The sequence below is a fragment of the Streptomyces sp. NPDC001406 genome, assembly GCF_042895285.1.
Taxonomy (GTDB): Bacteria; Actinomycetota; Actinomycetes; order Streptomycetales; family Streptomycetaceae; genus Streptomyces.
In genome coordinates, this window is sequence record NZ_JBIAWG010000002.1 from 665,755 (window position 1) to 679,930 (window position 14,176).

General features: G+C 70.8%; 18 protein-coding genes and 1 pseudogene. 12 read left to right on the forward strand and 7 right to left on the reverse strand.

Features of this window, described 5'->3' with window-relative positions; genetic code table 11:
* Positions 1-7: 7 nt before the first annotated feature.
* On the reverse strand, positions 8-469 hold the full coding sequence (locus tag ACFY1J_RS07095; RefSeq protein WP_390730814.1) for an ArsI/CadI family heavy metal resistance metalloenzyme: 462 nt from the start codon (positions 467-469) through the stop codon (positions 8-10).
* 28 nt (positions 470-497) lie between these two features.
* A complete protein-coding gene (locus ACFY1J_RS07100; RefSeq protein WP_390730842.1) occupies positions 498-1,871 on the reverse strand; it encodes an FAD-dependent oxidoreductase in 1,374 nt (457 codons plus the stop codon).
* 195 nt (positions 1,872-2,066) lie between these two features.
* Here ACFY1J_RS07100 and ACFY1J_RS07105 point away from each other — a divergent pair, with 195 nt between their 5' ends.
* Complete coding sequence (locus ACFY1J_RS07105) at positions 2,067-2,435, forward strand: ArsR/SmtB family transcription factor (RefSeq protein ID WP_390707182.1); 369 nt, start codon at positions 2,067-2,069, stop codon at positions 2,433-2,435.
* Between the two features lie 183 nt (positions 2,436-2,618).
* Here ACFY1J_RS07105 and ACFY1J_RS07110 read toward each other — a convergent pair.
* The 3 genes and pseudogenes from ACFY1J_RS07110 to ACFY1J_RS07120 form a co-directional block, all read right to left on the reverse strand.
* Positions 2,619-3,167, reverse strand: a pseudogene (locus tag ACFY1J_RS07110) (NAD(P)-binding domain-containing protein); the annotation flags it as partial.
* On the reverse strand, positions 3,164-3,943 hold the full coding sequence (locus ACFY1J_RS07115; RefSeq protein ID WP_390730815.1) for an aquaporin: 780 nt from the start codon (positions 3,941-3,943) through the stop codon (positions 3,164-3,166). The pseudogene ACFY1J_RS07110 and the gene ACFY1J_RS07115, both read right to left, overlap by 4 nt.
* Positions 3,940-4,248, reverse strand: coding sequence for an ArsR/SmtB family transcription factor (locus ACFY1J_RS07120; RefSeq protein ID WP_390707180.1), 309 nt, complete (start codon positions 4,246-4,248; stop codon positions 3,940-3,942). Before ACFY1J_RS07120 ends, ACFY1J_RS07115 begins: the two co-directional genes overlap by 4 nt.
* Before the next feature lie 86 nt (positions 4,249-4,334).
* Between ACFY1J_RS07120 and ACFY1J_RS07125 the strand changes: the two genes are divergently transcribed.
* Genes ACFY1J_RS07125 through trxA form a run of 3 tightly spaced genes read left to right on the forward strand, consistent with a single transcriptional unit; the run spans position 4,335 to position 6,071 of the window.
* Positions 4,335-4,748, forward strand: coding sequence for an arsenate reductase ArsC (locus tag ACFY1J_RS07125; RefSeq protein WP_390707179.1), 414 nt, complete (start codon positions 4,335-4,337; stop codon positions 4,746-4,748).
* A complete protein-coding gene (gene trxB, locus ACFY1J_RS07130) occupies positions 4,745-5,728 on the forward strand; it encodes a thioredoxin-disulfide reductase (RefSeq protein ID WP_390707178.1) in 984 nt (327 codons plus the stop codon). Before ACFY1J_RS07125 ends, trxB begins: the two co-directional genes overlap by 4 nt.
* A gap of 19 nt (positions 5,729-5,747) precedes the next feature.
* Positions 5,748-6,071, forward strand: coding sequence for a thioredoxin (gene trxA, locus ACFY1J_RS07135; protein WP_390707177.1), 324 nt, complete (start codon positions 5,748-5,750; stop codon positions 6,069-6,071).
* Between the two features lie 397 nt (positions 6,072-6,468).
* On the opposite strand, the gene ACFY1J_RS07140 is transcribed toward trxA, so the two are convergent.
* Positions 6,469-6,948 carry a hypothetical protein gene (locus tag ACFY1J_RS07140; RefSeq protein WP_390730816.1) on the reverse strand — a complete coding sequence of 160 codons (480 nt, stop codon included), beginning with the start codon at positions 6,946-6,948 and terminating at the stop codon, positions 6,469-6,471.
* 296 nt (positions 6,949-7,244) lie between these two features.
* Here ACFY1J_RS07140 and ACFY1J_RS07145 point away from each other — a divergent pair, with 296 nt between their 5' ends.
* From ACFY1J_RS07145 to ACFY1J_RS07160, 4 genes are all read left to right on the forward strand, one after another.
* Complete coding sequence (locus ACFY1J_RS07145) at positions 7,245-8,147, forward strand: Crp/Fnr family transcriptional regulator (RefSeq protein WP_390730817.1); 903 nt, start codon at positions 7,245-7,247, stop codon at positions 8,145-8,147.
* A gap of 11 nt (positions 8,148-8,158) precedes the next feature.
* The gene (locus ACFY1J_RS07150) at positions 8,159-8,959 is read left to right on the forward strand and encodes a class I SAM-dependent methyltransferase (protein WP_390730818.1); all 801 of its coding nucleotides are present in this window, start codon (positions 8,159-8,161) and stop codon (positions 8,957-8,959) included.
* 147 nt (positions 8,960-9,106) lie between these two features.
* Positions 9,107-9,667: a sigma-70 family RNA polymerase sigma factor gene (locus ACFY1J_RS07155; RefSeq protein WP_390707173.1), complete on the forward strand. Its 561-nt coding sequence runs from the start codon at positions 9,107-9,109 to the stop codon at positions 9,665-9,667.
* Between the two features lie 47 nt (positions 9,668-9,714).
* On the forward strand, positions 9,715-9,966 hold the full coding sequence (locus tag ACFY1J_RS07160; protein WP_390707172.1) for an anti-sigma factor family protein: 252 nt from the start codon (positions 9,715-9,717) through the stop codon (positions 9,964-9,966).
* 228 nt (positions 9,967-10,194) lie between these two features.
* On the opposite strand, the gene merA is transcribed toward ACFY1J_RS07160, so the two are convergent.
* Positions 10,195-11,631 carry a mercury(II) reductase gene (gene merA / locus ACFY1J_RS07165; RefSeq protein WP_390730819.1) on the reverse strand — a complete coding sequence of 479 codons (1,437 nt, stop codon included), beginning with the start codon at positions 11,629-11,631 and terminating at the stop codon, positions 10,195-10,197.
* Between the two features lie 116 nt (positions 11,632-11,747).
* Here merA and ACFY1J_RS07170 point away from each other — a divergent pair, with 116 nt between their 5' ends.
* The 4 genes from ACFY1J_RS07170 to ACFY1J_RS07185 all read left to right on the forward strand — a co-directional run bounded on the left by ACFY1J_RS07170 (position 11,748) and on the right by ACFY1J_RS07185 (position 14,056).
* Positions 11,748-12,128 (forward strand): ArsR/SmtB family transcription factor, encoded by a 381-nt coding sequence (locus ACFY1J_RS07170; protein WP_390707170.1) that lies wholly within the window; start codon positions 11,748-11,750, stop codon positions 12,126-12,128.
* A gap of 21 nt (positions 12,129-12,149) precedes the next feature.
* Complete coding sequence (locus ACFY1J_RS07175) at positions 12,150-12,485, forward strand: hypothetical protein (RefSeq protein ID WP_390707169.1); 336 nt, start codon at positions 12,150-12,152, stop codon at positions 12,483-12,485.
* A gap of 254 nt (positions 12,486-12,739) precedes the next feature.
* On the forward strand, positions 12,740-13,327 hold the full coding sequence (locus tag ACFY1J_RS07180; protein WP_390730820.1) for a MerR family DNA-binding protein: 588 nt from the start codon (positions 12,740-12,742) through the stop codon (positions 13,325-13,327).
* A 402-nt stretch (positions 13,328-13,729) separates the two neighbouring features.
* Entirely contained in the window at positions 13,730-14,056 is a 327-nt protein-coding gene (locus tag ACFY1J_RS07185) for a hypothetical protein (protein WP_390730821.1), read from the forward strand.
* Positions 14,057-14,176 lie beyond the last annotated feature (120 nt).

Genomic DNA, 14,176 nt, shown 5'->3' on the forward strand with positions numbered 1-14,176 from the left:
CGGCGGATCAGCAGCAGCCGCCCGCGACGGCCGGTTCCTTCGTGTCGGTATCCGTAGAGCTGGTACAGCAGGTGCTGCCCTGCTGCTTGGCCAGGGAGTCGGCGTCGGCCTTGACGACGTGGACCTCCCAGGGCTCCTCGCCGGGGCCGTGGACCCAGACCTTGTCCTGGAGGGCGTAGCAGCAGGTGGTGTCGCTCTCCACGTCGGTGGCCAGGCCGGCCTCGCTCAGGCGGGTGGTGGCGGCGTGGACGGTCTCGGTGCTGTCGACCTCGACGCCGAGGTGGTCCATGCGGGTCGCCTCGCCTGCGGTGCCTTCGATGAGGACGAGCTTGAGCGGAGGCTCGGTGATGGCGAAGTTGGCGTAACCGTCGCGGAGTTTGGCGGGTTCGGTGCCGAACAGCTTGCTGTAGAAGGCGATGGACGCGTCGAGATCCGGAACGCGGAGAGCGAGCTGAACGCGGGACGTCATGGCGAACCTCCTTGGGTGGGTGGGGTGTTCAGCAGCCGCCGGAGGAAGCGGTCGGGGCGCTGATGCCGATCTGGAGGGTGGCGGGGGCCGCGCAGCATCCCCCGCCGGACTGCTCGGCGTTCTCCGGCTCGTCGAAGAGGCCCGCACCGCCGCACACCCCCGACTCCGGGAGGGTGAGCTCAACGCGTTCGGCGGCCTCCCGGTCGCCCGCGATCGCGGCGGTGATCGAGCGGACCTGCTCGTAGCCGGTCATCGCGAGGAAGGTCGGGGCGCGGCCGTAGGACTTCATGCCGACCAGGTAGATGCCCTGCTCGGGGTGGGAGAGCTCGTTGACGCCGTGCGGGTAGACGGTGCCGCAGGAGTGGACGTTGGGGTCGATGAGCGGGGCGAGGGCGGTGGGGGCCTGGAGCCGCTCGTCGAGGCCGAGGCGGACCTCGGAGAGGAAGGACAGGTCGGGGCGCAGCCCGGTCAGGACGATGACCTCGTCGACCGGGTCGAGGCGGCGGCCGTCTTCCGCGACCAGGACGAGCCGGTCGCCGTCCCGGTCCACAGCCTGTGTGCGGAATCCCGTGACCGCGCTCGCGTGGCCGGCCTCGACGGCGGCCTTGGCGCGCAGGCCCAGGGCGCCGCGCGCGGGCAGCTGGTCGGCTTCGCCGCCGCCGTAGGTGTTCGCGCCGATGCCGCGGCGCAGGATCCACACCGCGTGCGTCCCGTCGTCCTGCTTGGCCAGGTCGGCGAGGAGGGCGAGGGCGGTGAAGGCGGAGGCGCCGGAACCGACGACGGCGGTGCGCCTGCCCGCGTAACGGGCCCGTACGGCCGGGTCGCCCAGGTCGGGGACGCGATAGGTGATGCGCTCGGCGGCGGTCTTCTCGCCGAGGGCGGGAAGGCCGTCGGCACCCACCGGGCTGGGGGTGGACCAGGTGCCGGAGGCGTCGATGACGGCGCGGGCGCTGATCCGCTCCTCGCGTCCGTCGGCGAGCTGGATGTGGAGGGTGAAGGGCTGCTCGTCGCGGCCGGAGTCGACGATGCGGTCACGGCCGGCTCGGGCCACACCGGTGACCGTCGCGCCGTAGCGGATCTTGTCGCCGAGGACGTCGGCGAGCGGCTGGAGGTACTGCTCGGCCCAGTCGCCGCCGGTGGGGTGGGTGGCACCGTCAGGGCGGGTCCAGCCGGTGGGGGCGAGGAGCTTCTCGGCGGCCGGGTCGGTGACCTCGGCCCACGGCGAGAACAGCCGCACGTGCGCCCAGTCGCGAACTGCGGAACCGGCGGTGGGGCCGGCTTCCAGGACCAGCGGTTCGATGCCGCGCTCGACGAGATGCGCGGCGGCGGCCAGGCCCACGGGGCCGGCGCCGATGACGACGACCGGCAGTTGGCCGGTGGCGGGCACGCTATTGGTGGACACAGCCACGGGGTTCCCCTTTGTTTCGACATTCGTCGATGACTTGCGCGGTCAGCTTGGCACTTGTATCGATAAACGTCAACATAGACATCTGTCGAAATCGGCGGGTGGGGTGAATAATCGTGTCGCGGCACGGCTCTCTCGGCTGGGGCAAACCGCCCCTCGCCATCTTGGTTCGATGTATGTCAACATAGATAGATGTCGAATGCGAAGGTGCTGCCGCTGCTGGAGCCCGAGGTCTCCGAGGCCGTGGCGCCGTGCTGCCCGCCGCTCACCGAGCGTCCGCTGACCGCCGAGGAGGCGGAGAAGACCGCCCGGATGTTCAAGGCGCTCGGCGATCCGGTGCGGTTGAGGCTGTTCTCGCTGGTCGCTTCGCACGAGGGTGGCGAGGCGTGCGTGTGCGACATCTCCGACGTCGGCGTCTCACAGCCGACCGTCTCCCACCACTTGAAGAAGCTCAAGGAAGCCGGGCTGCTCACCTCCGATCGGCGCGGCACCTGGGTCTACTACCGGGTGGAACCGTCGGTGGTCGCGGCGATGGGGCAGATGCTCGGCACCATGGGCTGAGCACGCTCTGCAGAGCGGAGGTGGGTTCGTTGAGCGAGTCCGCGATGGACCGCAAGGCCGTCCACGAGGAGATGGAGCGAGCCCGTACGGCGTTCCACCAGCTCCTCGATCACGCCACCGAGACCGACCTGGGCCGGCTCACCGACGGCACCCGGTGGACCAACGAGCAGCTGCTGTTCCACATGTGTCGTGCGCCGGGTCGGCGGCGATCCGGGCGCCGGAGTTGCCCCCGCCCACCACGATCACGCGTTGGCCTGCGACGTCGGCGGGGCTGCGGTACTCCACCGTGTGCAACTGGTGGCCCTCGAGGGTCGCCTGGCCGGGGACATTGGGGACGAAAGGCCGCCACCAGGTGCCGGTCGCGCTGATTGCGGCGCGGGCGTGCCAGGTGCCGGAGTCGGTTTCCACGCGCAGGAGTTGGCCGTCCCGGTGGACGCCGAGGACGCGTACGGGCCGCTCGTAGCGCTTCTCGCAGCCGGCCAGGTACTCCACCACGTGCTGCGCGTCGGGGTAGGTCTCGCTGGGCTGGGGTGGCATGAGGCGGCCGGGCAGCGAGGAGTGGGCGGCCGGGGAGAACAGGCGCAATGAGTCCCAGACATGTTGCCAGGCGCCGCCCGGTGCGGCCTGGGCGTCGAGGATGACGAAGTCGAGGCCCAGGCGGCGCAGGTGGTAGCCGGCGGCGAGCCCGGACTGGCCGCCGCCGATCACCACCACCTGCGTACTGTGGCTCATTCCGCCGATCGTCCGGGCATGAAGATGAGCGCCACCAGAGCCAGTCCGACCACGGCGCCCACGAGTTGCACGCCGATGAAGCCCAGAACCGAGCCCGGCGCGATGCCCGCGAAGGTGTCCGTGAAGGCGCGGCCGATCGTCACCGCCGGGTTGGCGAAGGACGTCGACGACGTGAACCAGTACGCGGCGCCGATGTAGGAGGCGACGGCCACGGGGGCGTAGTGCAGGCGGTCGGCGCGGGCGAGGCCGAAGATCAGCAGGATCAGGCCGGCCGTCGCGACGATCTCGCCGAGGAGCAGGTGTCCGGCGGAGCGGTCGTGGGTGGACCACTTCACCAGAGGTTCGCCGAACATCGCGTCCGCCAGGATCGCGCCCGCGATGGCGCCCACGATCTGCGCGGGCAGGTACACGGCAGCCTCGCGCAGGGTGACCCCGGCACCGCCCCGGCGGGCGGTCCACCACTCGGCCAGGGTGACGACCGGGTTGAAGTGGGCGCCGGAGACCGGGCCGAGCAGAAGGATCAGGATGCCGAGGCCGAAGACGGTGGCCGTGGAGTTGGCGAGCAGTTGCAGGCCGACGTCCTTGGTCAGTTCGGTGGCCTGGATGCCGGAGCCGACCACGACCGCCACCAGTGCCGCGGTGCCTATGAGTTCGGCGGCGGCCCGGGCGACCAACGGGGCACGCGGCGGGGTGGCACCCGGCGTGGGCGCGACGGACCCAGGCGCAGGCACGGCCGGCGCGGATTCCTCGGTCGGGGCGGCTTCGGCGGGGGTCATGGACAGGCCCTCTTGTTCTCTGCGGCGGCGCGAGCGGACTCGGCCAGGTCGGCGAACTGACCGGCGAGTGAGGCGATGACGTCCGGGCGCAGCTTGTAGTACGTGTACCGGCCGCACGGCTCCGTCTCGACGACCCCGGCCTCGCGCAGCACCTTCAGGTGGTTGGAGAGGTTGGTCTGCCGGGCACCGGTCTCCTCCACGAGGTGGGTGGCGCACAGCGTCTCCTGGGCGAGCAGGGTCACGATCTGGAGCCTGAGCGGGTCGGCCAGAACCCGGATCAGATCAGTGTCGACTGACGTCATCATGGACTGATACTGTCACATCAGCGGTGACTGACACCACCGGGTACTGATATGTCCCCCGTTCTGTTGCGAGACAAGAGAGACCTCTGATGTCCGACAAGCCCTCCGTGCTGTTCGTCTGTGTCCACAACGCCGGCCGTTCCCAGATGGCCGCCGCGTGGCTGACCCACCTGGCCGGGGACCGCGTCGAGGTCCGCTCCGCCGGCTCCAGCCCCGGCGCAGGCGTCAACCCGGCCGCCGTCCAGGCCATGGCCGAGGTCGGCATCGACATCTCCGCCGAGGTCCCGAAGATGCTCACCGTCGACGCCGTCAAGGAGTCCGACGTCTGCATCACCATGGGCTGCGGCGACACCTGCCCGGTCTTCCCCGGCAAGCGGTATCTGGACTGGCAGCTGGACGACCCGGCGGGCCAGGGCGTCGAGGCCGTGCGTCCGATCCGGGACGAGATCAAGGTGCTGGTCGAGGGCCTGATCAAGGAGATCGCGCCGGAGCCCCGGGCATGAGCTCGACGGGGGACATACGCAACGTCATCGTCATCGGCTCCGGCCCCGCCGGATACACCGCCGCCCTCTACACCGCCCGCGCCTCGCTCAAGCCCCTGGTCTTCGAGGGCGCGGTCACGGCCGGCGGCGCGCTGGTGCAGACGACCGAGGTGGAGAACTTCCCCGGCTTCCGCGACGGCATCATGGGCCCGGACCTGATGGACAACATGCGGGCCCAAGCGGAACGCTTCGGCGCCGAGCTCGTACCCGACGACATCGTCGAGGTCGACCTGGGCGGCACCATCAAGACCGTCACCGACAGCGTGGGTACGGTCCACCGGGCGAAGGCCGTGATCGTGGCGACCGGCTCGCAGCACCGCAAGCTGGGCCTGCCGGGCGAGGACGCGCTCTCCGGCCGCGGGGTCTCGTACTGCGCGACCTGCGACGGCTTCTTCTTCCGCGAGCACCACATCGTGGTCGTCGGCGGCGGCGACACGGCGATGGAGGAAGCCACCTTCCTCTCCCGCTTCGCCCGCTCCGTGACCATCGTCCACCGCCGTGACGCCCTGCGTGCCTCCAAGACCATGCAGGACCGCGCCTTCACCGACCCGAAGATCTCCTTCGCATTCAACCGCGAGGTCGCCGAGATCCACGAGGACGGCGGCAAGCTCGCCGGGCTCACCCTGCGCGACACCGTCACCGGCGAGACCTCCCGCCTGCCGGCCACCGGCCTGTTCGTCGCCATCGGCCACGACCCGCGCACCGACCTGGTCACCGGCCAGCTCGATCTGGACGACGAGGGCTACCTCAAGGTCGCATCCCCCGCGACCCGCACGAACATCCCTGGCGTCTTCGGCGCGGGCGACGTGGTTGACCACACCTACCGGCAAGCGATCACCGCGGCCGGCTCCGGCTGCGCGGCCGCCCTGGACGCCGAGCGGTACCTCGCCGCCCTGAGCGGCGGCGACACGGCGGGCGAGCCGGTCACGACCGCCGTCTGACACTTCCCGGAGACACGTCATGGCTCTCAAGAACGTCACCGAGGACTCCTTCGAGCAGGACGTCCTCGCCGGCGACAAGCCAGTTCTGGTGGACTTCTGGGCCGCCTGGTGCGGCCCGTGCCGCCAGCTGGCGCCCTCGCTGGAGGCGATCGCCGCCGAGCACGGCGACAAGATCGAGATTGTCAAGCTCAACATCGACGAGAACCCGGCCATCGCCGCCCGCTACGGCGTGATGTCCATCCCGACGCTGCACCTCTACCAGGGCGGCGAAGTCGTACAGACCATCGTGGGCGCCAAGCCGAAGGCCGCCCTCGAACGCGAGCTTGCCGACCACCTCGCCTGACACCCAACGCACGGCGGGGCGTCCGCCCTGCCCCGCCGTCATCTCTCCTTACGGAGGCACCCGGTGGCCAGTAAGCGCATCGTCGCCATCGGCGGCAGCGACACCGGCGTCAGCGCGGCCTGCGCGCCCGCGATCCCCGGTGCACGGGCGAGGATCACCGTCCGTTGCTCGCCCGCGCCGGCGTCCCGCGTGGCGAACAGAGTGTAGTAGCGAGCGATGCCCTTCCACGGGCACAGCGACCTGCTCGGGCTCTCGGAAATGTCTCTCGCCTCCCGTGGTCGGCTGCGCTGTGCGTGGAGCGGGCCGAAGCCCGCTCGCGTGTGTGCAGGAAACCCTTCGCAGCAGCCATCACACACCCCCTCGCGGTTCCTTCGCGCGCCGCCGTCGGTCGCCGCACTCAGCCCTTCTGCGCCCGCTTGCCCGTCATCGTCGCGATGAACGAGTAGGACAGCCCGAGCAGCAGGCCGAAGACGAGGTGGCCACCGAGGCTGGACTGGCTGGCGGCGTTCCACTCGAAGACGGGCACGCGCAGAACGGCGGGCATGATCCACAGGGCGCCGAGGACCCACCAGACTGCGCCGTAGGCCAGGCCGAGGACGGCACCCGGCACCGTCTTCTGCGCCATGTGGCCCAGGAGCACGCCGAAGGCGAGTCCGGCGGTGAGCGAGATGGCGAGGTGGATGAACCAGCCCGCGACGGCGCTGTCGGAGCCGAGCAGACCGGCCACCATCTTGATCATCGGGGTGTTCATCATCGGCTTGGACACTGACATCCAGATGCCGAAGCCGATGCCGCCCACCAGGCCGGCCGCGCCGCCCCAGACCGCATGTGCCGGGATGACCGCCGTCCTGGGGGAAACCTGCATCGTGGTCGCCATGTGTCTCTCCTTTACGTCCGCGCAGCGGATACCGCTGTGATGACGACGCTAGAAGTGGCACCCCTCCGTGAATGTGACGGCGATTACATATCTCACCCCCGGTCGGTGGCCACACCGTCGGCTTCCTCTCTGTAAGCGCGGTCACAGAAGGTGGCTCGAGGGCGGGACTACCGTTCAGGTGACAACCCGCAGGCACGTTTCAGCGGCTCCATGAGGAAGAGGCCCGCCATGACGCCACAGATGCCCTCCGCCCGCCTCCGTACCCATGCCGTTGTCGTCACCCGCCCCTCCTCCTCATGACCGGCGACGACCTGCGGGCCTCAGCCGCGGAACCGACCGCCGCCGACGCGCCGCCGTACGACAGCTGCGCGGACGACAGCGGGGCCCGCTACTGCCTGATCGAGAGCGCCGGTGCGCTGGCCCGCCCCCCGTGGGGTGCGGCACCGCCGCCCTGGGCACCCGGACGGCGTGAGGAGACTGCCAGGATGATCGCCACCGGAACGGGCGAGGACCGTAGGTGGTGCCTCTCCGAGGTCGACATCTTCCGCGATCTGAGTGAGCGGGAGATGGACGCCATCGCGGCTGCTGCCCCGATGAAGGCGTACGCCGCCGGGGAGATGCTCTACATTCCGCAGCAGCCGTGCGAGGTGCTGTTCATCCTCAAGCGCGGCCGGGTGCGGATCTTCCGGGTCTCCGCCGACGGCCGGGCTCTGACCTGCGCGATCCTCAACCCTGGCACGATCTTCGGGGAGATGCTGCTGCTCGGACAGCGGATGTACGGCAACTACGCCGAAGCTCTCGACGACGTCACCGTGTGCGTGATGCACCGGGCTGAGGTCGACCGGTTCCTGCTGTCGGACGCCCGCATCGCCACACGCATCACCGAGATCCTCGGCCAACGCCTCGCCGACCTCGAACAGCGACTGTCCGACAGCGTCTTCAAGTCCGTTCCCCAGCGCGTCGCCACCACTCTGCTCACCCTGATGTCGGAGCATGAGGGTTCGGGACTGCCGCTGCGGCCGGGCGCCAAGCACCCCCAGGTGGCCCTCACCCACGAGCAGCTCGCCGCCGTGGCCGGCACGTCCCGGGAGACCGTCACCAAGGTGCTGCACCAGTTCGCCGACCAGGGGATGATCCGCCTCGCCCGGGGCCGTATCACGGTGCCGAAGGTGGAACAGTTGCGCGACGAGGCCGGCTAGCGCGCACCACCATGCGCTTGCCGGCAGAAGGGCCGCCCACCCCGTTGGACGAACAGCACTGGCGCCGTTACCTCGGCGTCTACCACGACACCCGCCCGGGGATCACCGAGCGGCTCTTCCGGCTCGCCGACGCCTCCCCGTACAAGTGGCTCGCGAGGGCACTGCCTGCGCCGACGGGCACGGTGGTGGACCTGGCCTGCGGATCGGCTCCCCTACGGGAGCTGCTCCCGGACGCGCGCTGGATCGGCGTCGACGCCTCCGCCGGCGAACTCGCCGAGGCCGCCAGGCGCGGCCGCAGGCCACTGGTGCGGGCGGACGCGACGGCTCTGCCCGTACGCTCTGCGTCCGCGGACGCCGTCTGCGCCTCGATGTGCCTGCCCGTCCTCACCCCCCTGCCCCTGGTACTGGGTGAGATCCGGCGCGTACTGCGCCCGGGCGGCACGCTCGCCGCGCTGGTGCCCGCCCAGTCGGGGCTCTCGGTGCCAGGAGCCCTCGCCTGGATTCGCGTGATGTACAGGCTGCGGGCACTGTGCCAGCCCTGGCCCAACCCCGGGGCCCGTGACGGCCTCGCGGCACTGCTGCGGAGCTCTGGTTTCCGCGTCCGTTCCGACGAGCGACGTGTGTTCGCTCTCCGCCTCGACACACCGCAGGCCGTAGCTCTGCTCGTCGAGGGCCTCTACCTCCCCCGGCTCAGCGAGGCTCGTGCCCGGGCGGCCAAGAGGGCCCTGGCCGACTGGGCACGGCCCGGGAGACGCCTGGAACTGCCGCTGCGCCGTGTGGTGGCCGAACCCGTATTGCGGCCGGGAGAGTGATCAAGGCTGTGTCGTGGACGGCAGCGTCAGCCGGTGTCGAACGCGGCACAGCGGGCGGCACCAGAAGATGCCGGGGCTGTCTCCGGTCGTGCCGCCGCGATCTCCGCGGCAGTGGAATGCTGGTCGGGAACGGAGGGTTTCCGTCACGTGGAGGAACGGCTGCCGCACGCCCGGGTCGGGCGGGAGAAGGAGTTCGCGCAGTGTGTGCTGCCCGAGGCGGAGATGCTGTTGCGGGTGGCCACGACTCCGACCGCGCGGGCGGACCACGCCGAGGACCTGGCGCGGGACACCCTGCTGCAGGCATACCGGAGGTTCGACCGGTACGACGGGCAGCGGCCGCGGAACTGGCTGCTGACCCTCATGCATCAGGCGCGCGCCGATCGGCGCCACGAGCGCGGATCTCTGCCTGCGGTTGGCAGGGATGGCGGCCCTGGCCCGTCACCGACACTTGTGTCAGCGCACCCGGTGGAATCGGTCGCGGTCGGGGGGACGTTTCACGAGGTGGTGGACACCGCCCTGGCCGCCCCGCCGGACACATACCGGCAAGTGGTCCGTCTGGTGGATGTCGACGGCCTGTCGTACGCGGAGGCGGCCGGGCTGCTGGGGCTGAGCGAGGCGATCGTGAGCAGACGGCTGCGCCGGGCGCGCAGGCGCATCCGCGTGCGGCTGGCGGCGGCCGGGCTGGTGCCGGGACGAGGTGAACGGTGAGCATGTGGTCGAAGCGGAGAGAGCCGGGCGAGCGCAGGTTGAACTGCATGCAGGTGGCCCGGGTCCTGCAGGCGTACCTGGACGGGGAGACCGACGAGGTCACCGCCCGCCGGGTGGCCGCGCATCTGGAGGACTGCCGCCGCTGCGGGCTGGAGGCCGAGACCTACCAGAAGATCAAGAGTGCGCTCTCCCGCCGGGCGGTACCGGAGCCTGAGGCGGTCGAGCGGTTGCGCGGATTCGCCGAGGGGCTGGTACGACACGACACGGGCGGCGAGGAGGAGCAGCCTCCCGGAGCCTGACCCGCCCCAGCGGATCGCCGACTGCCGGGTTCCTGTCCCGTACGCGCACGCGCATGATCGGCTACCTGGGCCACAGCAACCCGATGGTGAGGAGACCGTGTCGGGGCGCAGGAAGCGTCAGGGTGATTCCGCGCCCGATGGACCGGGGCCGTCCGGGATCCGCGGAACACGACGCGCCGACAGACAGCCCCAGCTGCATGAACGTCATGAGCGTCTCTCCCCGTCTCTTCACCCGGCGCAGCAGGACAGCGTGGCCACGTCGGCGGTGTAGGTCTGGGCAGTGAGCTTCAGGGCCTCGGCCATGGTCAGGTACGGCGCCCAGGTGTGGGCGAGCCGGTCGACGGTGAGCCCGGCCGTGAGGGCATAGGTGGCGGCGGTGATCAGGTCGCCGGCGCCATCGGCGACGGCGTGCACGCCGAGCAGGCGGCCGGTGCCCGCCTCGGCCACGATCTTGACCAGACCGCGGGTGTTTCGATTGGCCAGTGCGCGTGGCACGTATGCCAGATCCAGGGTGCGGCAGTCGCAGGACAGCCCGGCCTCGATGACCTGGGCGTCGGTCAGGCCGACTGCGGCGATGGCGGGGCTGGTGAAGGTGACTCGGGGCAGCGCGCTGTAGTCCAGGGTGCGCTTCGCTTCCGCGAGGGCGTTGTCGGCGGCGAGGGTGCCCTGGGCGGCGGCCACGTACACGAACTGCGGGCCTCCGGTGACATCGCCGGCCGCCCAGATCCGCTCGTTGGTGGTGCGCTGGTGGTCGTCGACGACCACCTCACCGTGCTGGCCGGTCTTGACCCCCACGGCATCGGGGTTCAGCCCCGTCGTGACGGGGCGGCGGCCGGTGGCGATCAGCAGTTGCTCGGCGCGCAGCTCGGTGGGGGCATGACCGCGGTCGGCGGTGAGGGTGTAGCCGTGCCCGTCGCGCTGGACGGCAGTCAGGGCCGTGCCAGTGAGCAGGGCGATGCCCTCACTGTCGAAGACGTCCTCGATCGCGGCGGAGACTTCGGGCTCTTCGAACGGGGCGAGCCGGTCGAGGGCCTCGATCACGGTCACATGGGTGCCGAGGCGGGCGAAGAGCTGGGCCTGCTCCAGGCCGACGGCGTTGCCGCCCACGACGACCATCGACTGGGGCAGCGCGTCGAGTTCCATCGCGGTGGTCGAGGTCAGGTAGCCGGCCCGTTCCAGGCCGTCGACGGGAGGGGCCCAGGGGGCGGAGCCGGTCGCGATCAGGTAGTGGGCCGCCTCGATCCTCCGCGTGCCGCCGCCGTTCAGGGCGATGTCCAGCACGGGGTTCTCGGTGGTCCCGGCGAAGGCGGCGGTGCCCTGGACGATCTCCCAGCCGTAGTCGGCGGCGAGGCCGGTGTACTTCTCCGCCCGCAACTGCCCGACCAGGGCGTCCTTGCCGCCGATCAGCTCACCGAAGCCGACCGGGACGTCGGCCGGGGCCAGCCCGGGGAAGCGGCCGGCCGCCGCAGCGCCGTGTCGGGCTTCGGCGGCGGCCAGCAGGGCCTTGGAGGGCACGCAGCCGACGTTGACGCACGTGCCGCCGATGGTGCCGCGCTCGACCATCACCACCCGCTTGCCGTGGTTGGTGGCGGCGATGGCGGCGGCGAACGCCGCCGAGCCGGAGCCGATGACCGCCAGGTCGAAACCGGATGCCGTCGTGGTCACAACTGCCTCCTGCCGAGCCCGGGGATCCGGACTCGCTGCTATATGGGTTGCCGAATAGGTCAACGGCTCCATAGTATGCGCTTAGGCGAATAGTTCCAGTGGTGGAGGTCAGCCGTATGCCCCAGCGCCTGAACGGCCCCGTCGCGCCCGCCCCGGTCGCCGATGACGTGCCGTGCACCCATCTGGACACGGTGGCAAAGTTCTTCCGCGCCCTGTCCGACCCGACCCGGCTGAAACTGCTGGAGTTCATCCTGCGCGGCGAGCGGACCTCCGCCGAGTGCGTGAAGCACGCCGGAATCTCCCAGCCCCGCGTTTCCGTGCACCTGACCTGCCTCGTGGACTGCGGTTACGTCACCGCCCGCCGCGATGGCAAGAAGCTGCGCTACTCCGTCGGCGACCCACGCGTGGCCGACCTGGTCGTCCTCGCCCGCTCGCTCGCCGCCGACAACGCCACCGCCCTGACCTGTTGCACCCGCATCCCCGACAGCCAGGACTAGAGCCGCGAGGAGCACCCCGCCATGCCCGCCACTCACCGGTCCCCGCGCCGCGACCGAGAATCCTCCGGCCTCGGCATGGCCGCCGCGGGGATCGGAGCCGCCCTGCTGATACTCGTCTGCTGCGCCGGGCCGGCTCTCGTCGCCGCCGGAGTTCTCGGCGCACTGGGCGGCTTCCTGGGCAACCCCTGGGTGATCGCCGCCGCGGCCCTGCTCCTGCTGACCGCCGTCACCGCCGTCGTCCGTCGCCGCCGCTCCGGCCGCTCTGCCTGCTGCCCACCCACCGGATCACCCCAGGCCTCCGCCGATCGGGACCGTCCGCGCAACCCGGCCGACCAGGAAGGCCCCCGCCCCCGATGAGGCGACCTCTGCCCCGCCGCACGCTCCTCGCACGCGCGGTGACCGGTGCCGACGACGGCTCGACCTGACCACGGACGTACGGAAGCCGTCCCGGTGGTACGGGGGAGAACCACCGGGACGGCTCTGCTCAGCGTAGGGCCGACGGCCCACACGCGGTACCTACTCCGACTTCTTGACCATGGTCTTGCCGCAGCAGCACGTCGGGCTCTGCCGGCCCTCGACGCTAGAACCCGGCCCCCGGGGCAAGGTCAGGAATGAAGGGGAGGAGGTGCGACCATGGCGCTACCAGGACTGACGTCGGACAGGCCGCCAAGGCCGCCGGCATCACGCGCAAGGCGGTACGGGTGTACGAAGCCCGGTGCCTGCTCCCCACCGCCGAGCGGACCGAGGCCGGCTACCGGCTCTACAACGAGCGGGACCTCGAGCTGCTGACCTTCATCCGCCGGGCCCGCACCCTCGGCCTCCACCTGGACGACATCCACGACGTGCTCGCAGTCCGAAACCGCGGCACGCCGCCGTGCGCCGCTGTCCGCGACCTTCTCGACGCGCGGATCGCCGAGCTCGACGCCACCGTCGCCGAACTCCTGACCCTGCGCAAGACGCTCGCCGAGACCCGGAAACGAGCCGACGACCCACCGACGACCAGCCCGTCACCGTCTGCGAGATCATCGAGAACTCGTGGCTCACGACCCTCCACGATCTCGCGATCACCGCATGGCTCTTTGGGCCCGCACTCCAACTCACGTCCGTCGGCGCCCTGTTGCTCTTGGCCTTCCGCCGCACCGGAATCGCCGGCGCTGCCGGCCGGCTCGTCCTCGTGGTGCTCGTCGCCGACCGGGTAGCCGCCCGCCGCACCCTGGCGCTGCCCAAATCGCTCCCCACCGCGACCGCCCTGATCGCCCTCGGCACGGCGGCGACCACGGGCACCCTGCTCGCCCTCGGGGTGATTGCCACCTTGGCCCGCGTCGCGTCCGCCCCCCCGGTACGCTGCGCTCGCCGTCCCCTTGGCCATCGGCCTGCGGCTCGCTTGGTGGAGCGAGTCCTCCGCTGCCCGAGATCAGTCTCAGCGCAGGAGCTGTCCCGGGGGCCGCTGCCGACAGGCCCTCCGACTGCCGCGGCGGCGCATCATCACGAACGCGCTGCCGCCGCCTGCGAGGCTCACCAACATGGCCCCGGCCGCGAGCCTCGCGGGCGACGAGTTCTTGACCATGCCACCTGCGCCGGCTCCGACAGTCCCGTGAGGAGTGGGCGGAATCCGCGTCGTCGGCGCGGCGGATGGCATCGCCATGCTGCAAGTCATTGTCATGGCGGACGACTTCGTCATGGCGGACGACTTCGTCATGGCGGATGGCATCGCCATGGTGCAAGGCATGGTCATGGTGGACGGCATGGTCATGGTGGACGGCATCGCCATGGTGCAAGTCATCGACATCGTGGTGGCGGAGGATCGCCGCATGGTGCAGCTCGATGAGGCGCCGGGTGTGCCCGTCGGGCCCGGCCCCGCGTTCGCCGGCGCGGCGAGAGCGGTCAGAGAGATTGTGGCGGCGGCGAGGGCAGCGGCGGCTATGTGACGAGGGTGCATGATTGTCTCCTCAGCCGGATGCGGCCTCGGTGACCGCGTGAGGGTAATCCGTCATATAGGGATAAAAGCGTCGTGCTGACGTGTATTGCGACGCGAACTGATCCCCTTC